At 66.1% G+C, this 24,880-nt stretch carries 21 protein-coding genes; 18 read left to right on the forward strand and 3 right to left on the reverse strand.

What is annotated here, in order from left to right; translation table 11 throughout:
* Window positions 1–90 precede the first annotated feature (90 nt).
* Both DB032_RS08390 and DB032_RS08395 read left to right on the forward strand, forming a co-directional pair.
* A complete protein-coding gene (locus DB032_RS08390; RefSeq protein WP_107799076.1) occupies window positions 91–1,728 on the forward strand; it encodes a methyl-accepting chemotaxis protein in 1,638 nt (545 codons plus the stop codon).
* Between the two features lie 261 nt (window positions 1,729–1,989).
* Window positions 1,990–3,348, forward strand: a complete 1,359-nt coding sequence (locus DB032_RS08395) for a nucleotide disphospho-sugar-binding domain-containing protein (protein WP_107799077.1) — start codon at window positions 1,990–1,992, stop codon at window positions 3,346–3,348.
* Window positions 3,349–3,604: 256 nt separating this feature from the next.
* Here DB032_RS08395 and DB032_RS08400 read toward each other — a convergent pair whose 3' ends face one another.
* Window positions 3,605–4,165: a C40 family peptidase gene (locus DB032_RS08400; RefSeq protein ID WP_081549764.1), complete on the reverse strand. Its 561-nt coding sequence runs from the start codon at window positions 4,163–4,165 to the stop codon at window positions 3,605–3,607.
* Window positions 4,162–6,072 (reverse strand): ATP-binding cassette domain-containing protein, encoded by a 1,911-nt coding sequence (locus DB032_RS08405; protein ID WP_107799078.1) that lies wholly within the window; start codon window positions 6,070–6,072, stop codon window positions 4,162–4,164. The genes DB032_RS08400 and DB032_RS08405 overlap by 4 nt, the downstream gene beginning before the upstream one ends.
* 123 nt (window positions 6,073–6,195) lie before the next feature.
* On the opposite strand from DB032_RS08405, the gene DB032_RS08410 reads away from it, so the two are divergent.
* The 7 genes from DB032_RS08410 (at window position 6,196) to DB032_RS08440 (ending at window position 11,908) form a co-directional block, all read left to right on the forward strand.
* Complete coding sequence (locus tag DB032_RS08410; protein WP_107799079.1) at window positions 6,196–6,549, forward strand: hypothetical protein; 354 nt, start codon at window positions 6,196–6,198, stop codon at window positions 6,547–6,549.
* Between the two features lie 3 nt (window positions 6,550–6,552).
* Window positions 6,553–6,996, forward strand: coding sequence for a hypothetical protein (locus DB032_RS08415; RefSeq protein WP_107799080.1), 444 nt, complete (start codon window positions 6,553–6,555; stop codon window positions 6,994–6,996).
* On the forward strand, window positions 6,993–8,261 hold the full coding sequence (gene folC, locus DB032_RS08420) for a bifunctional tetrahydrofolate synthase/dihydrofolate synthase (protein ID WP_107799081.1): 1,269 nt from the start codon (window positions 6,993–6,995) through the stop codon (window positions 8,259–8,261). Before DB032_RS08415 ends, folC begins: the two co-directional genes overlap by 4 nt.
* A gap of 7 nt (window positions 8,262–8,268) precedes the next feature.
* A complete protein-coding gene (locus tag DB032_RS08425; RefSeq protein ID WP_107799082.1) occupies window positions 8,269–9,096 on the forward strand; it encodes an SPOR domain-containing protein in 828 nt (275 codons plus the stop codon).
* Window positions 9,097–9,101: 5 nt separating this feature from the next.
* The gene (locus DB032_RS08430; RefSeq protein ID WP_048415279.1) at window positions 9,102–9,596 is read left to right on the forward strand and encodes a CvpA family protein; all 495 of its coding nucleotides are present in this window, start codon (window positions 9,102–9,104) and stop codon (window positions 9,594–9,596) included.
* A 106-nt stretch (window positions 9,597–9,702) separates the two neighbouring features.
* Window positions 9,703–11,238 carry an amidophosphoribosyltransferase gene (purF, locus tag DB032_RS08435; RefSeq protein ID WP_107799083.1) on the forward strand — a complete coding sequence of 512 codons (1,536 nt, stop codon included), beginning with the start codon at window positions 9,703–9,705 and terminating at the stop codon, window positions 11,236–11,238.
* A 271-nt stretch (window positions 11,239–11,509) separates the two neighbouring features.
* Window positions 11,510–11,908 (forward strand): hypothetical protein, encoded by a 399-nt coding sequence (locus tag DB032_RS08440; RefSeq protein WP_107799084.1) that lies wholly within the window; start codon window positions 11,510–11,512, stop codon window positions 11,906–11,908.
* A 72-nt stretch (window positions 11,909–11,980) separates the two neighbouring features.
* Here DB032_RS08440 and DB032_RS08445 read toward each other — a convergent pair whose 3' ends face one another.
* Window positions 11,981–12,397: a hypothetical protein gene (locus DB032_RS08445; protein ID WP_199225851.1), complete on the reverse strand. Its 417-nt coding sequence runs from the start codon at window positions 12,395–12,397 to the stop codon at window positions 11,981–11,983.
* Between the two features lie 502 nt (window positions 12,398–12,899).
* Here DB032_RS08445 and DB032_RS08450 point away from each other — a divergent pair.
* The 9 genes from DB032_RS08450 to tssH all read left to right on the forward strand — a co-directional run bounded on the left by DB032_RS08450 (window position 12,900) and on the right by tssH (window position 24,764).
* Window positions 12,900–14,036 (forward strand): DUF4158 domain-containing protein, encoded by a 1,137-nt coding sequence (locus tag DB032_RS08450; RefSeq protein ID WP_158274267.1) that lies wholly within the window; start codon window positions 12,900–12,902, stop codon window positions 14,034–14,036.
* Between the two features lie 1,050 nt (window positions 14,037–15,086).
* Window positions 15,087–16,022 carry a type VI secretion system ImpA family N-terminal domain-containing protein gene (locus tag DB032_RS08455; RefSeq protein WP_199225852.1) on the forward strand — a complete coding sequence of 312 codons (936 nt, stop codon included), beginning with the start codon at window positions 15,087–15,089 and terminating at the stop codon, window positions 16,020–16,022.
* A 30-nt stretch (window positions 16,023–16,052) separates the two neighbouring features.
* The gene (tssB, locus tag DB032_RS08460) at window positions 16,053–16,577 is read left to right on the forward strand and encodes a type VI secretion system contractile sheath small subunit (protein ID WP_107799086.1); all 525 of its coding nucleotides are present in this window, start codon (window positions 16,053–16,055) and stop codon (window positions 16,575–16,577) included.
* The gene (gene tssC / locus DB032_RS08465) at window positions 16,574–18,085 is read left to right on the forward strand and encodes a type VI secretion system contractile sheath large subunit (protein WP_107799087.1); all 1,512 of its coding nucleotides are present in this window, start codon (window positions 16,574–16,576) and stop codon (window positions 18,083–18,085) included. The genes tssB and tssC overlap by 4 nt, the downstream gene beginning before the upstream one ends.
* 166 nt (window positions 18,086–18,251) lie before the next feature.
* Entirely contained in the window at window positions 18,252–18,779 is a 528-nt protein-coding gene (locus DB032_RS08470; RefSeq protein ID WP_039755389.1) for a type VI secretion system tube protein Hcp, read from the forward strand.
* A gap of 75 nt (window positions 18,780–18,854) precedes the next feature.
* On the forward strand, window positions 18,855–19,301 hold the full coding sequence (locus tag DB032_RS08475) for a GPW/gp25 family protein (RefSeq protein WP_107799088.1): 447 nt from the start codon (window positions 18,855–18,857) through the stop codon (window positions 19,299–19,301).
* Window positions 19,298–21,160, forward strand: coding sequence for a type VI secretion system baseplate subunit TssF (gene tssF, locus DB032_RS08480; RefSeq protein ID WP_107799089.1), 1,863 nt, complete (start codon window positions 19,298–19,300; stop codon window positions 21,158–21,160). The genes DB032_RS08475 and tssF overlap by 4 nt, the downstream gene beginning before the upstream one ends.
* Window positions 21,157–22,137, forward strand: a complete 981-nt coding sequence (locus DB032_RS08485; protein WP_107799090.1) for a type VI secretion system baseplate subunit TssG — start codon at window positions 21,157–21,159, stop codon at window positions 22,135–22,137. Before tssF ends, DB032_RS08485 begins: the two co-directional genes overlap by 4 nt.
* Window positions 22,134–24,764 (forward strand): type VI secretion system ATPase TssH, encoded by a 2,631-nt coding sequence (gene tssH / locus DB032_RS08490; protein ID WP_107799091.1) that lies wholly within the window; start codon window positions 22,134–22,136, stop codon window positions 24,762–24,764. Before DB032_RS08485 ends, tssH begins: the two co-directional genes overlap by 4 nt.
* Window positions 24,765–24,880: the final 116 nt, after the last annotated feature.

Below are 24,880 nucleotides of genomic sequence, written 5' to 3' on the forward strand. Positions count from 1 at the left end.
TGGACCTGCGGCGCCGGTCCGGCGCGCTCCGGATGCGCCGCCGGCGGCGGGGAGCCGTTTTTGGAATGAATGTCGAAGGAATGCATCCGTATGAGTGTCTTGAACAAGGACTGGGGCTTGCGGGCCAAACTATCCGCCGCTTTTACTCTGGTGAGCCTGCTGATCGTGGCGGTTTATTCGATCTACGCTTATCGCAGCACGGTCGACTCCGAAATGAAGGGCGTGGATCAGACCCTGCTGACCGCCGCCTACGCGGCGCGCCAGATGGTGGGCGAGAACTTCCACGATCAATTGCCGGACAGCAACCCCAATAGCCAGGCCACCACCAAGCAGCTGACCGATTTTGCGCGCGACAGCGGTCTGGCCTACGCCTATTCCACCATTCAGCGCGGCGGCCGCGTGTTGTACACCAGTTCTTCCGCCAGCCCCGACGAGGTGAAGTCCGGCCAGTACCAGCAGTGGTTCCTGGCGGAATACAAGGATGTGCCGGCCGGCCTGGCCGCGGCCTTGCGCAGCGGCTCCACCCAGTTTGAGGAATACCAGGGCGAGTTCGGCCTGTTCCGCTCGGTGTTCGTGCCCTTCACCTCGGCCAGCGGCATGCGCTATGTGGTGGGGGTGGACACGTCCTTGCAAAAAGTGGAGGCCTTGCGCACCCAGGTGCTGTGGCAAAGCGGCGCGGTGGGCCTGGGCCTGCTGCTGATGTCCCAGCTGGCGGCCCTGTTGCTGGCCAACCGCATGGTGCAGCCGGTGAACGAGTTGAACGTGGCCCTGCAGCAACTGGCAGGCGGCGACTGGAACCTGGTGCGCAGCATGCCGGTGCGCAGCCGCGACGAAGTGGGCCGCATCGCGTCATCCTTCAACACCTTCATGGCGGCCCTGCGTCAGCGCTTGCTGGAGATCCGCGGCGAATCCGACGCGGTGCAGAGCGAATCCCAGCACATCGATCAGTTGGTGGGCGGCGTGGCCGCGCGTTCCGGCCAGCAGGCCGAGGACGTGCGCGGCAGCGCGGCGGCGGTGGAGGAGCTGGCGGTGAGCATCGCCCATGTCTCGGAAATCGCCGAGGACGCGGCCACGCTGATGTCTTCGTTCGAAGGCCAGACCCAGACCACGGTGCAATACATCCAGAACGCGGTGGAAGGCATGCGGACGGTGCAGCAGGAAGTGACCCAGCTGGCCGGCAAGCTGGATCAGCTGGATTCGCGCACCAATGAGATCAATATGATTGTGGCGGTGATCAAGGACATCGCCGATCAGACCAATCTGCTGGCCTTGAACGCGGCGATCGAGGCGGCGCGTGCCGGCGAGCAGGGCCGCGGTTTCGCGGTGGTGGCGGACGAGGTGCGCAAGCTGTCCGAACGCACCGCCAACGCCACGGTGGAGATCGGCTCGATGATCGCTTCGGTGCAGCAGGATTCCGCCTCCGCCATCTCCGGCATGCGCGCGGCGGTGGACCGCGTGGACGCCAGCGTCAATCACGCCGGTGAGGCGCAGGACACCTTGCAGGGCTTCTCGGTGCAGATCCAGGGCGTGTCGCGCGGCATGGGCGATATCTCGGCGGCGGTGCGCGAGCAGGCCAACGCTTCGCAGCATCTGGCCGGCAGCGTGGAGTCGGTCAGCAGCTCGGCCGAGGAAAACCGGCTGGCGGCGGAAGAGGCTCAGCAGGGCGTGGTCAATCTGTTGGAGCGCGGGGTGTCTTTGCGCGGCGTGGTACAGCAGTTCACGCTCTAAGAACCTGTTCAATGTCTGCTGCGCTTCGGCGATACGGCGTTGAAAACAACTTCGAAATGCTCATGTACCGTATGTACATTCCGCTTTCTCTGCTGTTTTCGCCTTGTCTCGCTCTTGCTCGCGAGACTTTGAACAGGCTCTAAGCCATGGCGCGGCGCAGGGTCGCCATGCGCACGCAACCGCCCTCGGGCGGTTTTCTTTTTGCCAGATAAATGACATTGGCGTAAAGTGGCTTGTCGTCCTAAAGGAAGGAGGCGGGTCATGGAGCGGGAGCTGTCGTTGTCGCATGCCGGCGCGGACCCGGCGCGCGGTCCTTTGATCATCGTGGCGTCCAGCGGCACCGGCGGGGACATGCAGCCCTTTGTCGCGCTGGCGCGCGGCTTGAGCGAGCGCGGCCACCGGGTGCGGATGCTGGCGCCGGCCTTGCAGGAGGAAGCGGCGCGGGCGGCCGGCCTGCCGTACTGGCTGTTCGGCAGCGTCGAGCGGGAACAGGCGGCGTTGGACAACCCCGATCTATGGCATGAGCGCAAGAGCTGGGGCGTGCTCTGGGATAGCCTGGCGCCGGATCTGGACGCCTTGCGGGAGCGGGTGAGGGATCTGCCGGCGGATGAGGACTGCGTGGTCTTGTGTCACCCCGTCCTGGTGCCGATGGCGGCGCTGGCGCGAGCGGCGCGGCCGGATTTGCGCATTGTGACGGCCTATCTCGCGCCGTCCAATCTGTGCAGCCGCCACGACCTGCTCACCCTGGGCTCCTTGCGGATTCCCGGCTGGCTGCCGCCGGCCGGAGCCGGCCTGCTGTGGTGGGCGCTGCATCACTGGTTCAACGCCCAGACCTTGCCCAGTCTGAACGCGGCGCGCGCACAGCGCGGCCTGCCGGCGGAGCCGCATTTTTTCGAGCATATGCTGAGAGCCCCCAACGCCTCGATAGGCCTGTTTCCCCGCTGGTTCGCCGCCTTGCAGCCGGATTGGCCGCGGCCGTTCTTCGAAGGGGATTTCCTGCTGCCCGCCGCGCAGCGGGGCGCGGGGCTGTCCGCCGAGCTGGAGGCCTTTCTGGCCGCCGGCGATGCGCCCGTCGTGTTCACGCCGGGCACCGGCCATCGGCACGCGGCGGCCTTCTTCGACGCCGCGCTGCGGGCCTTGCGGCGGCTGGGCCGGCGCGGGATTTTCGTCACGCCGCATGCGGCGCAGTTGCCGCCGGCTTTGCCGGCCGATGTGCTGTGGCAGGCGCACGCGCCTTTCGCCGCGCTGTTGCCGCGGGCGGCGGCGCTGACGCATCACGGCGGCGTCAGCACCATGGCGGACGCGATGCGCGCCGGGATCCCGCAATTGATCGTGCCTTACGCCTACGATCAGTTCGACAACGGCCAGCGCGCCAAGCGCCTGGGCGTGGCCGAGGTCTTGCACGCGCAGAGCGTGTCCGCGGGGAGAATGGAGCGTTTGTTGGCGCGCTTATTGGCCGAGCCGGGCCCGGGCCCGGCCTGCCGCGAGCTGGCCTTGCGCATGGCGGCCGGCGCGGAAGCGACGCGGGCGCTGTTGGACGGCGTGGAGGAGGCCTTGTTGGGGAAACCCGGACGCGCGGCGGAAAAATCCGGCGCCAGGCCGGCCTTGGCGGAGGGGTGACGAGGCTCTACAAGGCGAAACCCGCCGAGGAAGCGGAATGCACATGCGGTGCATGAGCGTTTCGAAGCGGGTTTGAGCGCCTTTGTCTAAAATCCCGCCGAAGCGCGGCAGACTTTTGTGGTTTTCAAAGTCTAGCGAGCTAGAGCGAGACAAGGCGAAAACTAGCGAAAAAGCGGAATGTACAAGTGGTACATGAGCATTTTGAGCTGGTTTTCAACGCCGTATCGCCGAAGCGCAGCAGACTTTGAACAGCTTCTTAGCTGAACAGCGTGCGCGCGCCCTCATAACGGGCGGCGAAATAGCTATTGTCCAGCCGCGCCACGCGGATGGAGCTGTTGGTGCGCGGCGCGTGCACGAACTTGCCGTCGCCGATGAAGATGCCCATATGCGAGAACGGGCGGTTCATGGTGTTGAAGAACACCAGGTCGCCGACCCGCATCCGGCTGTCCGGGATGGGCCGCGCCACGCCGGCGATCTCGGCCGCGGTGCGCGGCAGCGTGACGCCGACGGCGTTCTGGTAGATGTAGCCGACCATGCCGCTGCAATCCAGGCCGGCCTCGGGGTTGGTGCCGCCGAACTTGTAGTCCAGGCCCAGCAGGCCCAGCGTATAGATCAGGATTTCCCGGCTGGCGCCGTCGGCCTTCAGTCCGGACAGGCTGAGGTCGCCGGAAGGGCGGGGCTTGCGGCCGCCGGCCACCTTGGAGGGCGTGGTGCCGCAGGCGGCCAGCAGGCCGGCCAGCGACAGCAGCGCGGCGCCGCGCAGCAGCGCGCGGCGGTCCAACGGCGAAGAGGGCGAAGGCGGCAGGGTTTTGCTCATTGTTGCTTTGACTCCAGTTCTTCCCAGCGCGCCAGCTTGTCCATCAGCAATTCGTCGATTTCCTCCACCCGGCGCTGCCAGGCGATGGCCTCCTTGGGCGTGTCGCGGTAGCAGTTGGGGTCCAGCAATTGCTGATTCAGGCTGGCTTGCTCGGTTTCCAGCGCGGCGATCTCGTCCGGCAGCGCGGCGAGCTCTCGCGTCTCATTGTAGGACAGTTTATTGCGCGCGGACTTGGGCTTGTCCTTGGGTTTTTCCTGCGGGGCCGAAGCGTCCCGCGGCTTCTCCGCCGGCTTCATCGCCGCCATGCGCGCCTTGGTGTCGATCCAGTCCTGGTAGCCGCCCGGATATTCTTCCAGCCGGCCGTCGCCTTCGAAGGCGATCACCTGGGTGACCACGTTGTCCAGGAAGGCGCGGTCGTGGCTGACCAGGAACACGGTTCCCGAGTATTGAGCGATCACGTCTTCCAGAAGTTCCAGCGTGTCGATGTCCAGATCGTTGGTGGGCTCGTCCAGCACCAGCACATTGGCCGGCCGGGTGAACAGCCGGGCCAGCAGCAGGCGGTTGCGTTCGCCGCCGGACAGCGAGCGCACCGGGCTGCGCGCGCGCTGCGGCGAGAACAGGAAGTCTTCCAGATAGCTCATCACGTGTTTCTTCACGCCGCCGATTTCAACGAAGTCGTTGCCCTGGCTGATGATGTCGGCGACGCTGGTTTCCTCGTCCAGCTGTTCGCGGAACTGGTCGAAGTAGGCGATCTCCAGCTTGCTGCCCTGCTTGACGCTGCCGCTGTCCGCGTCCAGCTGGCCCAGAATCAGCTTGAGCAGCGTGGTCTTGCCGGCGCCGTTGGGGCCGATCAGGCCGATCTTGTCGCCGCGCAGGATGCGGGTGGTGAAGTCGCGGATCAGGGTCTTGCCCTCGAAGCCCTTGCCGACGTGCTCCAGCTCCGCCACCAGCTTGCCGGAGCGTTCGCCGGCGTCCAGTTGGAAGTTGACCTGGCCCACGCGCTCGCGCCGCGCCGAGCGCTCGCGGCGGATGGCCTCCAGCCGGCGCACCCGGCCCTCGTTGCGGGTGCGGCGCGCCTCGATGCCCTTGCGGATCCACACCTCTTCCTGGGCGTGGAATTTGTCGAAGATGCGGTTTTGCTCTTCCTCGACGGCCAGTTCTTCCGCCTTGCGCACATGGTAGCTGGAGAAGCTGCCCGGGTAGCTGCGCAGCAGGCCGCGGTCCAGTTCCACGATGCGGGTGGCCACATTGTCCAGGAAGCGGCGGTCGTGGGTGATCAAGAGCACGCTGCCGCCGTAGTTCTTGATCAGGGTTTCCAGCCATTCGATGGCGGACACGTCCAGGTGGTTGGTGGGTTCGTCCAGCAGCAGCACGTCGGGTCTGGCGGCCAGCGCGCGCGCCAGCGCCACGCGTTTTTTCCAGCCGCCGGACAGCTCCTCGATCCGCGCGTCCGGGTTCAGGCCCAGATGGGACAGGGTGGAGGAGATCAGCGCGTCGAACTGCCAGCCGCCGCGGGCCTCCAGCTCGTGCTGGATGTGCTCCATCCGCGCCAGCGCCTGCTCGTGGTCGGCGTCGGCCTGGGTCAGCTGATGGGTGACTTGGTGGTATTCGGTCAGCAGGCTTTTCAGTTCGCCCAGGCCTTCGGCCACGGCTTCGAACACCGTGTGTTCCGGCGCCAGCTCAGGCTCTTGCGGCACATAGGCCACTTTGACGTCGCCCTTGATGTTGACGCGGCCGTCGTCCAGCGCCACCGCGCCGGCCACGCTCTTGAGCAGCGAGGACTTGCCGGCGCCGTTGCGGCCGATCAGGCCGACCACTTCGCCCGGTTCCAGCGCGAAATCGACGTTATCCAGCAATGCGTGGTGACCAAAAGCCAGGCAGGCTTTTTCGACGGTAATCAGAGCCATGGTGCGTGTTGTTTTCTGTATGGAAAGTTGGGCGGATTGTAACATGGGCTTCACCTTTCCACGCTTAGCGCCGCGCGGTTTGTGCTGTTACAATGCCGGCCAAACTTGAATGAAAGGCATGCTATGTACTTCGTTGACCGCTCGGTGGCCGTGATCAAACCGAAACAACCGTTCCTGGACTGGCTGAACCAGGCCCCGGACAACGACATGGATCTGGCGCTGGACAGCCTGCGCACCGACTGCACCGTGATCCTGCTGCCGGAGTTCGACGAGCCGGAAGAGGGCGTCGCCTACATCGACGAAATCTACGAACAATTGTTCAAGATGGAACTGGCGTCCTGGTACGAGGACGAAGACACATGGCCCAAGGATCTGTCCTTGAAAGCCTTCTGGGAATGGTTCGACGTGGAGATCCACTCCACGGTGATAGACAGCGTGGACGCCGACATCAGCAACACCCCGGCGCTGGATCTCTAAACCATGAACCGGCGGCCCCGGCTGGAGCCCTTCGGCTTCGAGCTGAGGCCTTCGCGTCTTTGGCTGGCGCTGGCGGTTTCCGCCGCCGCGCTGCTGGCCTGGGCGGTGATCCGCCATCTGCCGCCCATCTGGCTGGCCTTGTTGCCGGCCGAGGCCTTCTTGCTTATGCGGGCGCTGCGCGCCGACGGCTGGGGCGACGCCGGCCGTTTCCGGCGGCTGGAAGTGGACGGCCTGGGGCGGCTGAGCGTGTGGCGCGAAGCCGCGCTGCCGGCGCAGGCCTTGGACGATTGCTTCGTCACCCCTTGGCTGACGGTATTGAATGTGCGCATCGGCGGCCGCCGGCGCGCCTTGATGGTGTGGCCGGATTCGGCGCCGGCGGACGGCCGCCGCCGCTTGCGGACTTATTTGCTGTGGTTTCACGCCGCGGACGACACTGAGACGAAATGACTGGACACAAGACTCTGGCCGAGTGGCTGAGCTGGCAGGAAAGCCTGCACGCCACCGCCATCGATATGGGCCTGGCCCGCGTGGAGCGGGTGCGCGCCGCGATGAAACTGCAACCGTCCTGCCCGGTGGTGATGGTGGCCGGCACCAACGGCAAGGGCTCGGTCTGCGCGATGCTGTCCGCCATGCTGCATTGCGCCGGCTTCAAGGTGGGCACTTACACCTCTCCCCACATCCTGCGTTACAACGAGCGCATCGCCATCGATCTGGCGCCCGCCAGCGATGAGCGCATCGTCGCCAGCTTCGAGGCGATAGACGCCGCGCGCGGCGACACCTCGCTGACGTATTTCGAATTCGGCACCCTGGCGGCGGTGCACAGCTTTGTCGCCGAAAAAGTGGACGTGATCGTGCTGGAGGTGGGCTTGGGCGGACGCCTGGACGCGGTCAACATCTTCGAGCCGGACGTGTCGGTGGTGGTCAGCGTGGACATAGACCACCAGGCCATCCTGGGCGACAACCGCGAGGACATCGGCTTTGAGAAAGCCGGCGTCTACCGCGCCGGCAAGCCGGCCTTGTGCGCGGACCCGAATCCGCCGGCCAGGCTGATCGAGCACGCGCGCGCCATCGGCGCGGACCTGAAGCTGTACGGGCCGGACTTCGGCTATCAGCGCATGGACAATCAATGGTCCTTCCACATGGGCGACGCCCATCGCCACGCCTTGCCCTTGCCGGCGCTGCGCGGCGGCTATCAGATGGTCAACGCCTCGGCGGCGCTGGCCGTGCTGGAGTGCTTGAAGCCGCGGCTGCCGGTGAACTTGGGCGCGGTCAAGCGCGGCCTGCTGGAAGTGGAGTGGCCGGGCCGTTTCCAGGTGCTGCCGGGCCGTCCGGCGGTGGTGCTGGACGTGGGCCACAATCCGCACGCGGTCAAGGCGATGACGGCCAGCCTGAAACAGCTGCCGTTCGCCCGCAACCGGCTGGCGGTGTTCTCCATGCTGGAAGACAAGGACCTGGAACAGGTGGCGGCCTTGGCGCGTGAGGAGTTCGACGCCTGGTTCGTCGGCGGCCTCGACATGCCCCGCGGCCAGAGCGGCGAACGCATCGCCGCCAGGCTGGCGGAAATGGGCGTTGAGAGGGTGCAATCCTTCGCCACCGTGGCGCAAGCCTGGTCGGCGGCCTTATCGCAGGCGGAGGAGAGTGATAGAATTGTCGTTTTTGGTTCCTTCCACACCGTTGCCGAGGTGATGGAAGCCCGGCAACACCCGGCTTGAGGAAAGCATGGCTTTATCCACCCACGAGGAGTTGATCCTGTTGCGCAAGCGCGCCAGACGCCGTCTGGTGGGCGCTGTCGTCTTGGTTACCGTCGCCACCGTCGTTTTGTGGAACGTGGTGGGACGCCTGCCCGAGCAGCAGATGAAGCCGGAGTCCATAGAAGTGCTGGGCGCGGGCGCTTCCGCGCCGGCCGCCAATCACGCCGAAGCGCCGGCGGGCGCCTTGCCGCCGCCGGCCCAGCCGGCCTCGGCGCCGTCCGCGGCCTCCGCCGCGCTGGCCGAAGTCTCGCCCGCGGCCAAGCCCGGCGCCACCGAACTGGCGGCCAATCTATCCACGATGACGCCGGCGATGCCGGCCGCGCAGCCGGCCCCCGCGGCGAAACCCGAGCCCAAGCCGGAAGTCAAACCGGAGCCCAAGCCGGAGGCCAAGCCCAAACCCGAACACAAGCCGGAGCCGAAACCGGCCAAGCCCGAGCATAAAAAGCCCGAAATCAAGCTGGACGAAAAGCCGGCCCGCAAGCCGGACCCGGCGGCTATCCTGGAAGGACGCTTCGATTCGCTGGACAAGCCGGCGGCGAAGAAAGAGGAGCCGGCGGCCAAGGGCGAGAGCAAATCGGTGATCCAGCTGGCGGCGCTGTCGGACCCGGACAAGGCCGACGCCTTGAAGTCCAAGCTGTCGTCGATAGGCGTGTCCGCTCATTTCAGCAAGGTGCAGACCAGCAAGGGCGAGGTGACCCGGGTGCGGGTGGGCCCGTTCAACAGCCGCGCCGAGGCGCAAGCCACCTTGCAGAAGCTGGCCAAGGCCGGCGTTAACGGCATTATCGTGACCAAGTAGCCGTCATGACCATCTTCGACTATATTGCCATCGCCATCATCGCCGGTTCCATCCTGGTGGCGATGATGCGCGGCCTGGTGGCCGAAGTGCTGTCGCTGGGCTCCTGGCTGATCGCCTTCTGGTGCGCCAAGCAGTTTTCGCCGGTGGTGTCGGCGTTCCTGCCCGGCGAATTGAGTTCGGAAGGCTTGCGGCTGGTGGCCGGTTTCGTGGCGGTGTTTTTCCTGGCCTGGCTGGCCACGGCCTTGCTGCGGGTCACGCTGACCGGCATGCTGGACAGCGTGGGGCTGGGCGGAGTCAATCGATTGTTCGGGGCGGTGTTCGGCCTGGCTCGCGGGCTGGTGCTGGTGACGGCCCTGGTTTTGGTGGGCGGCTTGAGCGATCTGCCGCGACAACCCATGTGGAGGAATGCCGTGCTCTCGGCGCCATTTGAATCGGTGGCCTTATCATTAAGGCCCTGGTTACCGGCGATGCTGGCCGATAACCTCCACTACACCGGGTAGCTGGTGAACAAGGCGGAATATCTTGATATCTTCACTTCAAGATTCCGCCTTTTTCTTTGTCTTGTTTTTTTGTCCGTTTCTTTAGTAGTAGGGAAGAGAGCAAAAGATGTGTGGAATTCTAGGCGTGGTCGGTCAGGCTCCGGTCAACCAGTTGCTGTATGACGGTTTGCAGGTGCTGCAACATCGAGGTCAGGACGCCGCCGGCATCGTGACCGCCAATGGCAAGACCTTTCACATGCACAAGGGCAGCGGCATGGTGCGCGACGTGTTCCGCACGCGCAATATGCGTTCCCTATTGGGCGCGGCCGGCATCGCCCATGTGCGCTATCCCACCGCCGGCTCCGCCTCCTGCCTGGCCGAGGCGCAGCCGTTCTACGTCAACTCGCCGTTCGGCATCGTGCTGGCGCACAACGGCAACCTGACCAATACCGAAGAGCTCAAGGCGGACATGTTCCGCCACGATCTGCGCCACATCAACACCAATTCCGATTCCGAGGTGTTGTTGAACGTGTTCGCCCATGAGCTGACCCAGCGCCTCAGCGCCAACGAATTGAGCGTGGACGCGGTGTTCGGCGCCATCGAGGCGGTGCACCGCCGCGTGCGCGGCGCTTACGCGGTGGTGGCGATGATCGCCGGCTACGGCCTGGTGGCCTTCCGCGACCCCAACGGCATCCGCCCGCTGGTGATAGGCACTTGCGTCAACAGCGGCAAGACCGAATACATGTTCGCGTCGGAATCCGTGGCGCTGGACTGTTCCGGTTTCAGCCTGCTGCGCGACGTGCAGCCGGGCGAGGGCGTCTTCGTCAGCTTCGACGGCGAATTCCACGCCCGCAGCTGCGCCAGCGACACCCGCCACGCGCCTTGCCTGTTCGAATACGTGTACTTCGCGCGCCCGGATTCGGTGATAGACGGCGCTTCGGTTTACCAGGCGCGCATCGTGATGGGCGAAAAGCTGGCCGAGAAAATCCGCCGCGCCTTGCCGGAGCTGGACATCGACGTGGTGATGCCCATCCCGGACACCAGTCGCCCCAGCGCGCTGCAGCTGGCCAACCACCTGGGCCTGCCGTACCGCGAGGGCTTCATCAAGAACCGCTACATCGGCCGCACCTTCATCATGCCGGGCCAGGCGGTGCGCAAGAAATCGGTGCGCCAGAAGCTGAACCCGGTGGCCTGCGAATTCAAGGGCCGCAATGTGCTGCTGGTGGACGATTCCATCGTGCGCGGCACCACGTCCAAGGAAATCGTGCAGATGGCGCGCGACGCCGGCGCCAAGAAAGTGTATTTCGCCTCGGCCGCTCCGGCGGTGCGCTTCCCCAACGTCTACGGCATCGACATGCCGACGCGGGCGGAACTGCTGGCCACCGGCCGCGACGAGGCCGAGATCGCGCGCGAGATCGGCGCCGACGCGGTGATCTATCAGGACCTGTCCGCGCTGGAAGAGGCGGTCAGCAGCGTCAACCCCAAGCTGAGCTGCTACGAAACCTCCTGCTTCAACGGCGAATACATCACCGGCGACATCACGCCGGCCTATCTGGACGCGATCGAGGCCGAGCGTCTGGACGGCAAGGCCGGAGCGGAGCAGGGCGGCAGCGAACATATGATAGATCTGAACCTGAACGTGGCGGAACAGAATCTAATGTAATAGTGATTTAGCTTCCAAACGGCGGCGGGCAATGCCCGCCGTCTTTTTTTATCCGTTTCCCGACGCAATTTGGCGACAACCGCGCCGGCGATAGCCGGATCCTGCGGTATTTCGCTTGCCAAACCCATTTCCCATATTGAATATTTAATGCCATAAGCCGATAAAAACCCGGCGTGATAAGGCAGCCGCGTAAACTGGTCTAAATTAATATGTATTTAAAACTGTTTACTTGTTAGTCTGCCTTTGACGCGCCTGATATTGAGGAGTGGATATGGATGACATTCTGGAGATGCTGGTTGCGCGGCAAGCCGCGCTGGAGAGGATTATCGAAGGCCTGGTGCTGACCATGAACCAAAGCGGCACCATCAAGCTGCAGGATTATCTGAAGATAGGGCAGCTGATGCGTTTGAACAGCGCGGTCACGGATTCCATCGACGTGTCCGACAGCCTGCGCCGCATCAACGCGCGCTTGCAGACGCATGCGCAGGGCGGGCTGGATTCGATGAACGCCCTGTTGCGGGAAACCATGCTGTTCGCCCAGGCGGCGCCGCCGCAGCGCGACGCGCTGCAGCAGGGTCTGGGCGCGAAGGCCTCGCTGGAAATCAGCGCGCAACTGGAGGAATTGTTGCAGCGGCGCGCGCGGCGGCCGCGCAAACCCACCCGGGCCTAGCGCCGCGCGAGCGGAAGGAGCGCCCCGCCTCGCGAGCGCTCGTCCGCCGCGCGAGGCGGACTTTGCCGGTTTTCAAGGCAGGCGAGCAGGCGGCGCGTCGCCCGCCGGCGCCAGCCGCAGATAGGACGCGCGGGACGGGTCCTGGCGGTCCACCATGACTTCCACCCGTTCGCCGGCGCGCGGCATATTGCCCAGATCTATCAGTTGTTCAATCGTCAGTTCCCGGCTGAAGCCGTCCTGCCACACCCTCAACTCCAATCGCATCATCGGCACCTGGTTCACCAGCAGGCCGGTTTGCCGGATCGACAAGACGTCGGCGTTGAGACGGACGCCGTCTTTCACGCTTTCTCGCTGCCAGGGACCGGACAGTCCGCGCAATTGCGAGGTCCAGTCGAAAGAGCGAAACAGCAGAAAGCCGGTGATGGCCAGCGACAACACGGTGACTCCTATCGACAGGAGCACGGAAAAACGGATCCAGGACTCGAACATCGGCGTCTTCCTTGCAAGGCGTGGGCGGCGTCGGACCGGCGGCCCGCTTCGCGCGCGAAACTGACAATATTAAGCACTTTATGGAAGCATGGGATTCGTTTGGAATGACAGAAGTTCCCGTCTTTCCCGCGGCGAGCGCCCTTATGCGGTGATTCTAATCGCCCATCGGCTATTTTTACCCGGACTTACCATGGCAAAAATAAATACATTGGCATTTTATGGGGGTGGAAACCTTTGTCGTGTGACTAATTCACTATTCAAATTAAGAAATCGGCATATTTCCGGGAACTACCGCAAATGCGGTCTATCACAAAGTAATGCTTACCAGTGAAGCAACTTGAACTTCATAATGTTTTAGTTAGCCCTTTCGTCGGCGGACATGGCCGGCAAAGGGCGTCACCGGCTCCAGTGCCGCCGTCAGAGCGGTGGAGCCCAAGCGAGGCAGCCGGCCCGCAGAAACGCCGGCGCTTCGCGCATTGGCCAAGGCCAGGGGAAGAGAACTATGCCGAGACGTCCGTTGCTCTCGCCGCCAGAGCGCGCCAGCTTGCTGGAGCCTCCAGACGACGAATACGAGTTAGATCAGTTAACCGCCTTCAGCGAACAGGATTTCGCCTTGATCCAGCAGCACCGCGGCAGCGCCAACCGCTTGGGCGTGGCCGTGCTGCTGTGCTATCTGCGCCATCCCGGCATCGCGCTGGACGAGGGCTGCCAGCCCGCACCACGTTTGTTGCGGCGGGTGGCGGCCGCACTGGGCGCGCGAGAGGAGGACTGGGAACGCTACGCCACCCGCGATCAGACCCGGCGCGAGCATCTGGTCAAACTCTACGCCTATCTGGGATTGAGGCCGTACCGGGCCGAGGACGGCCAGGCGGTCTTGCGCCACCTGGCCCGGCTGGCCACTCAAACCGATCAGCCGCTATGCCTGGCGCAGGCCATGGTGTCCTGGCTGCGCCAGAGGCGCATCGTGCTGCCGGCCATAGGCGTGATTGACCGCAGTTGCGCGGCGGCGCTGACCCTGGGGTCGCGTCAAGTCTACTCCCGGCTCAACGAAGCCTTGAGCGCCTGCCAGCGCCAACGGCTGGACGCCCTGCTGGAGCTGCGGGAGGGCGGCAAGTTGACGACGCTGGCCTGGCTGCGGCTGAACGCGGACCGCGCGCGCGGCGCGGCGCCGCAGCTGGAGCGCTTGCAAGTGGTGGAAGCGCTGGCCTTGCCGGCCCACCTGACTCAGTTGGTGGGGCCGGGGCGGATGCAGGAATTGGCCCGCGCCGGCGACGGCATGAGCTGCCATGATCTGGCCGAACTGGAGCCGCCGCGGCGCATGGCCACCCTGGTGGCCATCGTGCTGCAGGCGCGCGCGGCTCTGCTGCGCATGTTGCAGAACCTGGAAAAACTGAAGGCGATTGACGCTTTGTCCCTGCCCGCCGGTTTGCAGAATCTGGTGTCGCAACAGAGGATGGGCAGGCTGGCGGCCGAGGGCCGGCAGATGAAGCCCAAGGATCTGGCCAAGCTGGAGCCGCGCCGGCGTATGGCCACCTTATTGGCCCTGGTGCTGGAGCTGCGCGCCGCCCTGGTCAAGGAAATCCTCGATCTGCGCGAACGCCTGGTGGGCAAAACGCTGGAGGCCGGCGAACTGATGTGAGCCGGCTTGAACGCGCGGCGGCGATGTGCCGCGGCGCAAGCGAAATGAATGAAAATCGCTGAATCCTAAACCCCGTCATTGACGGGGTTTATTTTTTTTAGCGCGTCCAGGATATTTAATAAAAATTACTAAACGGTTACAAAATTAAACAATCGTTTATTTTATTGCCGATCATTAGGGAAAACCCTGATCTTGTTTTTGATTTATGCAAATAAGGCGCGCGGACATGCGGGACTATCTAAATATGCTAACGTGCGGAAAAAGCGTTATTCCCAATGCCTGGGTTTTGTGTATCAAATGCAACAAAGTTTGAGCAAAATGTGAATTTGCACTTTCCACGTTTTAGCCGCTTAAGATCCGTCTTTCCATGATTTATTAAGTCTTGGCTTAATAAAATCGCCATTTGCGCATAAGCGTTTTAGAAAATAGACGGCTTATGCCAATTTACACCAAACAAGTCTCGGCATTAAAAACTTTTCTCCAAATTGTCCTAATAAGTATGTGTTTTGCACATTGTCCGCCGCCTGGATCGCTTCTTTAATCCGGCAGGCCGCGCCGACGAGCGCGCGGCGCGCCGCGACTGGCGCCGCCGTGCTTGCGCACTCACCGAGCATGGATCGGGCGCGGCCGATATTCGCTAAAAATGCAAATAAAATCTTGCGCTTGCGATTGCCGAGCTTATTTTATCGGCCGGCCTTGAAAATCGATGCCGATTAAGCCGGCGGCCGCGTCAAACTCAGCGTCTTCCTTCCGTATTCTGCTCTGCCGCAAGCCATTCTGCCGGCTGCGCGCTTAACTATTTCCCCAAGTCCTTGCATGCGCGGCCGTCATGAAAAACGGTTTATGCATTTGTATTGCCGTGCGGTTTCGCCCCGTTTCCCCGGTGTTTACCGGTAAACCCGCCGCCGGGCGTTTATTTGGACAGACTCAAGCGTTTGCTTATAACTTTGTTCTCGAGTTTTTGTGAAAGCGCGCCAGCCGTTTATCGGCGCCTTATTCAAAACATTGAGGCGGGCCGGGCAGGGCCGCCGTTGGAAGCAAACTTTCGCCATGAACGCTGAAACCATGAACCACGCCATCGCCGATATCGCCTTGCCGGACACCCCGGCCGCGGAAGAGCTGGATTTCGACGCGGACTTCGCCCGCGTCGACGCCGCGATCTGCGAATACGACGCGGTGGGCCAGGTGCCTTTGCGCAAGGGCGCGGAGCCCTTCCACTGGATCAGCGTGGAAAGCGCCTGCCGCGGCCTGCTTGGCAAGGCCGCGGATGTGCGGGTTGGCGTTTGGCTGCTGCGCGCAGCGCTGGCCCAGCGCGGTCTGGCCGGGGCGGCGGAAGGACTGGCGGCGCTGGCCGCGATCGCGGCGCAGCCGCTGGAAAACATCCGGCCGGCCGGGCAGCCGGACGCGCCGGCGGGTGAAACCCACGCGCTGCATCTGGCCTGGCTGTGCGGGCCGGCCTTTCTGCATCAGCTGGCGCACAGCCGGCTGAGCGCGGACAGCGAGCTGCGCGTCGGCCAATTGGCCAAGGACCCGGCCGCCGCGCCGCCGGCGGAGCGGGAGCGGGCGTTGCGGGATCTGTCCCGGCTGCGCGCCGGCCTGGCCGGTTTGACGGATTTGAGCGAGAGCGAAGGCTTTGCCGAGCAGTTTGACTGCGCCGGTCTGCACGCCTTGCTGGATGAGCTGGAAGCGGCGCTGACGCCGATGCTTGCCGCGGTCCCCGCAGAAGCGCCCGTCTTGAGCGAGGCCGCCCCGGCGGCGCGCGCGTTGCCGGCCGGCGCCTTGAACAGCCGCGAGGAGGTGGCGGCGGCGCTGGACTTGATCGTCGCGTATTTCCGCGAGCACGAGCCCGGGCACCCGGCGCCCATCTTTCTGCTGCGCGCCAAGCGGATGTTGGGCGCGGGCTTTGAGGAGTTGATGGCGGAGCTGTTCGCCGAATCGGATGCGCTGGTGGCGAAATTGGATCGCCCCCGGCCTTTACAAGGGTAGTCAAGCAATATCAGGGAAAGGACATATGCCATGGCGCGACAGAAGGATGCGCAGAAGTTCATCGGGGAAAGCCGTGCGCCCCGCGTGCAGATCGAATACGACGTGGAAGTCTACGGTTCGCAGAAAAAGGTGGAGCTGCCTTTTGTAGCCGGGGTGTTGGCGGACTTGTCCGGCGACAACATCGAAGCGCTGGGCGCGGTGGAGGACCGCCGTTTCACCGAGATCGACGTGGAGAACTTCGACTTGCGGATGGCGCAGATCGCGCCGGAACTCAGCTACCACGTGAAGAACGTGATCACCGATGACGGAACCTTGATCCCGATCGACTTGAGCTTCGACTCCATGGAGTCCTTCGAGCCGGCCGAGGTGGTGAAGAAAATCCCCGAGCTGGCGGTGCTGTTGGACGCGCGCAGCCAGTTGAAGGAATTGTTGACTTATATGGACGGCAAGGTGGCGGCCGAGGAGTTGATCGAGCAGCTGCTGAAGGACCTGCATCTGCCCGCGGACGACGCCGCGGCGGGCGAGGCGGCCCAGGCCGACGGGGAGGCGAGATGAGCACCCATGCCGAGATGCAGGCGCCGGCCGCGGCCGGCCAGACCGAAACCACGGTGGACGACGGCCTGAAGGACATCCTGCGCCGCTCGTTCCGGCCGCGCACCAATGAAGCCGCCGAGGCGGTGCAAAGCGCGGTGCAGACCTTGCTGGCCTATGCGCGCCGCAGCCGGGTGGTGGTGCGCGAGGACGTGGCGCAAACGGTGGAGCAATTGGTGGCCGAGCTGGACCGCAAGATTTCGGAACAGCTGACCCTGGTCTTGCACAACGAGCACTTCCAAAAACTGGAAGGCGCCTGGCGCGGCCTGCACTACCTGGTGTCCAACACCGACACCACCGAGAATCTGAAGATCCGCTACCTGAACGTCTCCAAGAAAGAGCTGGGCAAGACCCTGCGCCGCTACAAGGGCGTGGTCTGGGACCAGAGCCCCATCTTCAAGATGATCTACGAGCAGGAGTACGGTCAGTTCGGCGGCGAGCCCTTCGGCTGCCTGGTGGGCGATTATCACTTCGACCACAGCGCGCAGGACGTGGCCTTGCTGACCGAGATGTCCAAGATCGCCGCCGCCGCGCACACGCCTTTCATCTCCGCCGCCGCGCCCAGCTTGTTGCAGATGGACGACTGGAGCGAGCTGGGCAATCCGCGCGACGTGTCCAAGATCTTCACCGCCACCGAATACGCGTTCTGGCGCCGGCTGCGGGAAAGCAACGATTCGCGCTACCTGGCGCTGACCTTGCCGCGCTTCCTGGCGCGGGTGCCTTACGGGCCCAAGACCCAGCCGATAGAGGAGTTCGGCTTCGAGGAGAAGGTGGACCCCAACCGCGCTAGCGATTTTTGCTGGGCCAATTCCGCCTACGCGATGGCCGCCAACATCACCCGCGCCTTCAGCACCTACGGCTGGTGCACCAAGATCCGCGGCGTGGAGTCCGGCGGCGCGGTGGAGGTGCTGCCCAAATTCGTGCTGCCCTCGCAGGACAAGGAAGTGGAGCTGCATTGCCCCACCGAGATCGCCATCTCCGACCGCCGCGAGCACGAGCTGTCCGAATCCGGCCTGATGCCGCTGGTTTACCGCAAGAACTCGGACATGGCGGCCTTCATCGGCGCCAAGACCGTGCACCGGCCGGCGGTGTACGAGGACGACGACGCCACCGCCAACGCCAATCTGTCCTCGCGCCTGCCTTATATCTTCGCCACCTGCCGCTTCGCTCATTACCTGAAGTGCATCGTGCGCGACAAGATCGGCTCCTTCAAATCGCGGGAAGACACTCAGCGCTGGCTCAACGATTGGCTGATGAACTACGTGGACGGCGATCCCAGCATTTCCAGCGAGGTCACCAAATCCAAGCGCCCGCTGTCAGCGGCCGAGGTGCTGGTGGACGAGCTGCCGGACAACCCCGGCTACTACCGCGCCCAGTTCTTCCTGCGGCCGCACTTCCAGCTGGAAGGCTTGACCGTGTCGCTGCGGCTGGTTTCCAAGCTGCCGTCGGCCAAGCAGGAGGGGGCTCGCTAGCGCGCGGCTCGCTTCCGATAGCCCGTTCATTCACCGCCGCGCTTAGCTTAAGCAAGAGCTGACGGCGGCCGGTTTGGCGCGGGGCGGGAACGACCTGAGTCGCCCCGGCGCTTGCATTCCGTTTCAGGTCTGGCTTGTCCATCACTTTTTTTCGGAGTATCGCAACATGGCAAATGCATTGGTTGACTACTTTCTGCAGATTGAAGGAGTCGAGGGGGAATCAACTGACCAGCAGTACTCGGGCCTGATCCAGATTCAGAGCTGGCAATGGGCCGAGGAGAACTCGGGCAAATGGGGCTTCGGCAGCGGCGGCGGCGCCGGCAAGGTGGAAATGAAGGACTTCGAGTTCCGCATGGTCTCGAACAAGGCCTCGCCCAAGCTGTTCCTGATGTGCGCCACCGGCGAACACATCCCGCGCGCCAAGCTGATCTGCCGCAAGTCCGGCAACGGCCAGCAGGACTTCATGATCATCACCTTCGCCAGCGGTCTGGTGTCCTCCTTCCGCACGCTGGGCAATATGCCGTACGCCATCATGGGCCACGGCAGCGGCGATGTGGAAAGCGTGCTGCCCACCGACGAGATCAAGATCAACTTCGCCAAGATCGAGTTCGAATACCGCGAACAGCGCAATGACGGAACCATGGGCGCGGTGATCAAGGCGGGTTACGACCTGAAGCTGAACGCAGCCGTTTAAGCACTATGAGCCGGGACTTTCCGGCCTTCTTTCCTCTCTATCGGGACGGCGTCGCCCAGGCGGCGCCGGGCAGCCATGACGCCACGATTATTCGACCAACTGTCCGCCCGCGCAGGGCGCGAGACGCTCGCCGCCAGTATCGCGCGCGATCTGGCGCATTTGATGAACGCCGCGCTGCGCGGCGCGCGCCTGCCGCTGGCGGCGGGCAGCCAGCTGGAGACTTCGGTGTGGAATTACGGACGGCCGCCGCTGGCGGAGAGAAAGTCGAGCCGGATCGACCCGGCGCGCGTCAGCGCCCACATCCGCGACGCCATCCGCCGCTTCGAGCCGCGGCTGGACCCGGAACGGCTGGAAGTGAGCGCGCGCGCCGGCAGCGGGCCGCAGGCGCGGCAGCTGCTGTATTTCGATGTGGCCGCGGTGACCCGCGACGGCGGCGAAGCGCTGCGGCTCAGCCTGACGCTGGATTATCTGGACGGTTATTTCGGCCTGCCGCGCGCCGCGGAGGCGGGGGCGGCCGGATGAATTTCCTCGATCACTACAATAATGAATTGCGCCATCTGCGCGAGGCCGGCGCGCGTTTCGCCCGTGAGCATCCGCAGATCGCGCCGGCGCTCGGCCTGCGGCCGAACTCGGTCGCCGATCCCTTCGTCGAGCGCCTGCTGGAGGGCGTGGCCTTTCTGTCCGCCCGGGTGCAGACCCGGCTGGATCTGGAGTGCGCGGAATTCGCGCGCCAGGCGCTGGCCCAGGTCTGCCCGCTGTATCTGAGCGCCACGCCGGCGATCAGCAGCTTCGCCTTCCATCCGGACTTCGCCTCGCCGGAAGCCTTCCGCGGCCGCAGCCTGCCGCGCGGCACCCTGATCCAGGCGACCTTGCCGGGTTCGACCCGGCCCATCACCTTCGCCACCGGGCGCGAGGTGACCCTGCTGCCGCTGCGGCTGGAGCGGGCGGAGTGCGGCCGCGGCCTGACCCGGCTGTCCGCCGAGCTGGCGCGGCGGCTGGCCTCGTCCCAGGCCGCCTTGCGCCTGAGCTTCAAACTGGAGGGCACGGTGTCGCTGGGCGATCTGGCAGCGACGGAGGGCGGCGCCAAGCCGCTGCACCTGAGCCTGGCCGGCGATCTGCCGCGCGCTTACGCGCTGCACCGCGCAATGCTGGCCGACGTAGGCGCCTGGTACGCGACGGCCGACGACGGCCGCGGCGGCGAAGTCCTGCTGGAGTTGCCGCTTGGCGGCCTGCGCCTGTCCGCCGCCGACGAGGGCGAGGCCCTGCTGCCGGCCGAGGCGGGCGGCTTGCCGGGCTTGCGCTTGCTGCGCGAATACTTCGCCCAGCCGACGCGGCTGCTCAGCGTGGAATTGGACGCGCTGGCGGCCTTGGCGGCGCGGGCGCCGTCGGCGCGCGGCTTCGAGCTGATCCTGGCCTTGCGCCAGGCGCCGCTGGACCTGATAGGCGAGGTGGACGCCGGCCAGTTCCGCCTGTTCGCCACCCCGGCGATCAATCTCTATCCCAAGCGCCTGGACCCGGTGCCCTACGATCCGAACCAGACCGAGCAATGGATTCCGGTGGACCGGATGCGGCCGGCCGAACATCACCTGTGGCGCTTGCTGGAAATCAATGTCTGCGACAGCAACGGCCGCTCGCGGGAGGCGCGGCCGGCGCTGGACGCCGGCGGCTACCAGAGCGCCCCGGCGGCGGCGCGCTATTCGCTGCGCCGCGAGCCGGCGCTGCAAAGCGAGGGGCCGCGCCAGGCGCGCCCGGACGCGCTGGGCAGCCATGATCTGATCACCATTTCCGCCTGCGCCGGCGATCTGGGCCTGGACGACATCGCCACCCTGACCGGGCGCGCGCTGGTGGCGGACCGCGGCTGGCGGCCGGAAGACCTGCCGGCGGCGGAGCTGCGCGCCGAGGGCGGCGCGGTGGCGCGGCTGGAGTGCCTGTGGCCGGCCAGCGCGCCGCGGCCGATTCCGGACCTGGAGCGCTGCTGGCAGGCGGTGGCCCATATCGGCCAGAACCCGCTGAGCCTGCGTGGCGCCGGCCGTCAGGACATCGCCGCGCGGCTGGCGGAGCAGCTGCGGCTGGCCGCGCAGCCGGAACTGGCGCTGGACCGCCAGCGCATAGACAGCCTGAAGGCCGCGCATCTGCAAGCCGGCTTCCTGCCCGCCGGCCGCGGTTCGCCGCAGGCCCTGGTGCGCGCCTCCCTGGTGGACATCGACATCGCCGCCGTGATGCACGCGGATCGCGGCGGCTGGCTGTTCGGCCGGCTGCTGGCCCAGGCGCTGGCCCAGGCGGTCACGCTCAACGACGGCATCGAGGTCAGCCTGAGGCTGGACGGCGAACCGGTCAGCCGGCACGGCAACACCCAACGCGCGGACGGAGAACTGCAATGAAACGACAGCAGATGATCCGGGAGCTTAAGCCGCAGCGCACCTTCTTCGAACTGATGCGCCGCGTGGAAACCTGGCAATGGCGGCTGCCGGACGCCGCCGCGGCGGGCCGGCTGCGGCGCCGGCCGGACTGGCTGGGCCTGGAACAGGCCGCCGACATGCACTTCGCCAGCAGCGAGATCAGCGGGGTGAAGGTGGAAGAGGCGGAGGACGACGCCGCGCCGCGCGTCAGCGTGGTCTGCCGCCATTTCGGCCTGTTCGCGCCCTACGGGCCCTTGCCGCTGCACATCACCGAGCACGCGCTGCACGAGCGCCGGCTGGAACGCAACGCCGCCTTCGAACGCTTCGTCAACCTGGCCTGCGGCGATCTGGCCTGGCTGCACTACGCCGCCCGCGCGGCGATGCATCCGGCGCTGGGCTACGAGCGCGGCCGCCACCCCTTCGCCGAGCGCGTGTCCGCGCTGGCCGGCGCCGCGCCGGAGGCGGAGCCGCTGCTGGACCCGCACGCCGCCGCCTGCCGGCGCAGCCATCCCGGCGCTTATCACGCGCCGCGCCGCTCGCTGGCGGACTTGCAGAAAATCCTGGCCGGCTATTTCGGCGCGCCGGTGCGCTTGTCGCCGCGCCAGGGCCGCTGGATTCCGCTGCGGGAAGGCGCAGGCGGGCCGCGCCGGCTGGGGAGCTGGCGCGTGGGCAGCCGGATCTGGGACGCCCAGCACGCGCTGGACATCACCATAGGGCCGATCGACGCCGCCGAGTTTTCCCGCTGGCGGCGCGGCGCGCCCGCGGTGCTGGCGATGTTCGCCGTCGCCGCAGATTTCGCCGATGGCCGGGCCGCCCCGGTCATCAAGGTCCAGGTCCGCACCCGGCCGGAACTGGCAGGCAAGGTGGGGCGCATGCGCCTGGGGGTGGACGCATGGTCCCGCCCCGGCGTCTCGCTCCGGACTCTCACCGTGTATGAATCTTTCCAGGATCCGCTGTGAACCGAGAACGCATTTTCGGCCGCTTAGGCCCAACCGCATACGACACCTTGGTGGAAGCCACCGCCCTGGGGCGCTCGCGCCGGCACGCGCTGGTGGACCTAGATCATTGGCTGCTTTGCCTGCTGCGCCGCGGCGGCGGCGACGTCGCGCTCTTGCTGGAGGCGCTGGACTGCGAGCCGGCCGCCGCTTTGCAACGCGTGGGCAAGGCGCTGGACGCCGCCGAGGCCGGCGGCGAATCGCTGCGCGACATTTCGCCGGCGCTGGAGCGCAGCGTGGCGCCGGCCATCAGCTGGAGCCAGGTGGCCGCGCCGGCCGCCAAGGTGCGCAGCGGCCATCTCTTGCTGGCCTGGCTGGACGAGGAGCCGACGCGGCGCTGGCTGCAGCATCGCATCGGCCAGGCGCTGGCCAAGCTGTCGCTGGACGATATCGTCGCGCGTTACGAGGCGCTGGCCGGCGCCTGGCCGGAAGCGGCCGACGCGCCCGCCGGAACCGCCGCCCAGGGGGCCGCAGGCGAAGCCGCCGATCCGGCCGCGGTGCTGAGGCAATGGGCGGTCAGCCTGAGCGAGCAGGCGGCGGCCGGCGAATTGGACCCGGTGATAGGCCGCGACGCCGAATTGCGCGCGGTGATCGACGTGTTGTCGCGGCGGCGGCAGAACAATCCCATCCTGGTGGGCGAGGCCGGCGTCGGCAAAACCGCGGTGGCCGAGGCGCTGGCCCAGCGCATCCATCGCGGCGAAGTGCCGCCGGGCCTGCGCGGCGCGCAGATCTGGGCCTTGGACGTGGCCAGGCTGCAGGCCGGCGCCGGCGCGCGCGGCGAGTTCGAACAGCGACTGCGCTCGGTGATAGACGCGGTGATCGCCGCGCCGGCGCCCGTCATCCTGTTCTGCGACGAAACCCACACCCTGATCGGCGCCGGCGGCAACGCCGGCACCGGCGACGCCGCCAACCTGATCAAACCGATGCTGGCGCGCGGCCAGCTGCGCATGGTGGCCGCCACCACCTGGTCGGAATACAAGCAGTTCATCGAGCCGGACGCCGCCTTGGTGCGCCGCTTCCAGACTGTGGCGGTGGACGAGCCCGACGACGACACCGCGGTGGACATGCTGCGCATGATCGCGCCGCGCTTCGCCGGCCATCACGGCGTGCGCATCGTCGACGCCGCCTTGCGCGCCGCGGTGACGCTGTCGCGCCGCTATTTGCCGTCGCGGCAGCTGCCGGACAAGGCCATCGGCCTGCTGGACACCGCTTGCGCGCGGGTGGCGATGAGCCAGAGCTGCCAGCCGGCGGCGCTGGACCGGCTGCGCCATCGCGCGATGACGCTGGAGCAGGCGCTGAACTGGCGCGCCAGCGACGCGCGGCTGGGCCTGGCCGCGCCGGCGGACGGCGCGGAACTGGAAAGGGAGCGCGAGGAAACCGCCGCGCGCGCCGACGCGCTGGACGCGGCCCTGAGCGAGCAGCGCGCCGAGGTGGGCGCCTGGCTGGAGGATCTGGAAACGGGCGGCGCCGATCCGGAGCGGGCCGAGGCCCTGAGCGGGGCCGAGCGGCTGGTGCGGCCGTGGGTGGACGCGCAGGCCATCGCCGAAGTGCTGTCGGAATGGACCCAGGTGCCGGTCACCCAGATGGCTCAGGACGAGGCGCGGCGGCTGATGGCGCTGCGCGAAGGGCTGAACCAGCGCATCCAGGGCCAGGAAAGCGGGCTGGACGCCATCGTGGAGGCGCTGCAAGTGGCGCACTCCGGCCTGGGCGATCCGCGGCGGCCGATGGCGGTGATGCTGCTGGCCGGCCCCACCGGCACCGGCAAGAGCCAGACCGCGGCCGAGCTGGCGCAGGCGCTGTTCGGCGGCGAACGCAATCTCTTGCGCTTCAATATGAACGAATTCCAGGAAGCCCACACCGTGTCCACGCTGAAGGGCGCGCCGCCGGGCTATGTCGGCTACGGCCGAGGCGGCCGCCTGACCGAGGCGGTGCGCAAAAAACCTTACAGCGTGCTCTTGCTGGACGAGTTCGACCGCGCCCATCCGGATGTGCACGAAATGTTCTACCAGGTGTTCGATCAGGGCTGGATGGAGGACGGCGAGGGGCGGCACATCAATTTCCGCAACTGCCTGATCCTGCTGACCAGCAATCTGGGCGACGCCGAGATCGAAGCCGCCTGCGCCGCCGAGCCCGAAGTCTCTCAGTCCCGGCTGGACGCGTTGGCGCGCGAACGCTTGCAGCGCCGTTTCGCGCCGGCCTTGCTGGCGCGGATGCGGGTGGTGGCCTTCCGGCCGCTGGGCGAGCCGGCGCTGGCCGGCATCGCGCGCCAGGCCCTGGACGACATCGGCCAGCGCCTGAGCGCCAACGGCCTGGACTGGCGCGCCGACGCCGAGGCCGCGGACTGGATCGCCCGAGCGGTGGCCAGGCACCCGGCCAGCGGCCGCGCGGTGGGCGATCTATTGCGCCAGCGGGTGATGCCGGCCATCGCTCGCGGCGTGCTGGAAGCGCGCGCCGCCGACCGCGCCCTGCACAGCGTGCGCCTGAGCGCCGCCGAAAAACTGGAACTGATTTTCGACGACGGGGAGGGCGTGCCGCTGCCGCCGGCCGCGCCGGCCGAATCCGCCGCCCCGGGAGAAACCGCATGCGTTTGATCGAATTGCACAGCCTCTTGCTGGACGCGGACAGCGTCGCGTTGAGCTTCAAGGCGGACGAACGCCTGTCGCAGGAACCCAGTTACCAGCTCGATATCGCCTGCGCCGACCCGGCG

The sequence above is a fragment of the Chromobacterium sp. Panama genome, from assembly GCF_003052555.1.
Classification (GTDB): Bacteria; Pseudomonadota; Gammaproteobacteria; order Burkholderiales; family Chromobacteriaceae; genus Chromobacterium.

Coding starts and splice junctions, on each gene's coding strand:
- DB032_RS08475 (WP_107799088.1), top strand. CDS start 18,855: ATGACGCCACGATTATTCGACCAACTGTCCGCCCGCGCAGGGCGCGAG.
- DB032_RS08445 (WP_199225851.1), bottom strand. CDS start 12,397: ATGTTCGAGTCCTGGATCCGTTTTTCCGTGCTCCTGTCGATAGGAGTC.
- DB032_RS08440 (WP_107799084.1), top strand. CDS start 11,510: ATGGATGACATTCTGGAGATGCTGGTTGCGCGGCAAGCCGCGCTGGAG.
- DB032_RS08390 (WP_107799076.1), top strand. CDS start 91: ATGAGTGTCTTGAACAAGGACTGGGGCTTGCGGGCCAAACTATCCGCC.
- purF (WP_107799083.1), top strand. CDS start 9,703: ATGTGTGGAATTCTAGGCGTGGTCGGTCAGGCTCCGGTCAACCAGTTG.
- DB032_RS08400 (WP_081549764.1), bottom strand. CDS start 4,165: ATGAGCAAAACCCTGCCGCCTTCGCCCTCTTCGCCGTTGGACCGCCGC.
- DB032_RS08470 (WP_039755389.1), top strand. CDS start 18,252: ATGGCAAATGCATTGGTTGACTACTTTCTGCAGATTGAAGGAGTCGAG.
- tssC (WP_107799087.1), top strand. CDS start 16,574: ATGAGCACCCATGCCGAGATGCAGGCGCCGGCCGCGGCCGGCCAGACC.
- DB032_RS08455 (WP_199225852.1), top strand. CDS start 15,087: ATGAACGCTGAAACCATGAACCACGCCATCGCCGATATCGCCTTGCCG.
- DB032_RS08425 (WP_107799082.1), top strand. CDS start 8,269: ATGGCTTTATCCACCCACGAGGAGTTGATCCTGTTGCGCAAGCGCGCC.
- folC (WP_107799081.1), top strand. CDS start 6,993: ATGACTGGACACAAGACTCTGGCCGAGTGGCTGAGCTGGCAGGAAAGC.
- tssF (WP_107799089.1), top strand. CDS start 19,298: ATGAATTTCCTCGATCACTACAATAATGAATTGCGCCATCTGCGCGAG.
- DB032_RS08485 (WP_107799090.1), top strand. CDS start 21,157: ATGAAACGACAGCAGATGATCCGGGAGCTTAAGCCGCAGCGCACCTTC.
- DB032_RS08405 (WP_107799078.1), bottom strand. CDS start 6,072: ATGGCTCTGATTACCGTCGAAAAAGCCTGCCTGGCTTTTGGTCACCAC.
- tssB (WP_107799086.1), top strand. CDS start 16,053: ATGGCGCGACAGAAGGATGCGCAGAAGTTCATCGGGGAAAGCCGTGCG.
- DB032_RS08395 (WP_107799077.1), top strand. CDS start 1,990: ATGGAGCGGGAGCTGTCGTTGTCGCATGCCGGCGCGGACCCGGCGCGC.
- DB032_RS08450 (WP_158274267.1), top strand. CDS start 12,900: ATGCCGAGACGTCCGTTGCTCTCGCCGCCAGAGCGCGCCAGCTTGCTG.
- DB032_RS08415 (WP_107799080.1), top strand. CDS start 6,553: ATGAACCGGCGGCCCCGGCTGGAGCCCTTCGGCTTCGAGCTGAGGCCT.
- DB032_RS08410 (WP_107799079.1), top strand. CDS start 6,196: ATGTACTTCGTTGACCGCTCGGTGGCCGTGATCAAACCGAAACAACCG.
- DB032_RS08430 (WP_048415279.1), top strand. CDS start 9,102: ATGACCATCTTCGACTATATTGCCATCGCCATCATCGCCGGTTCCATC.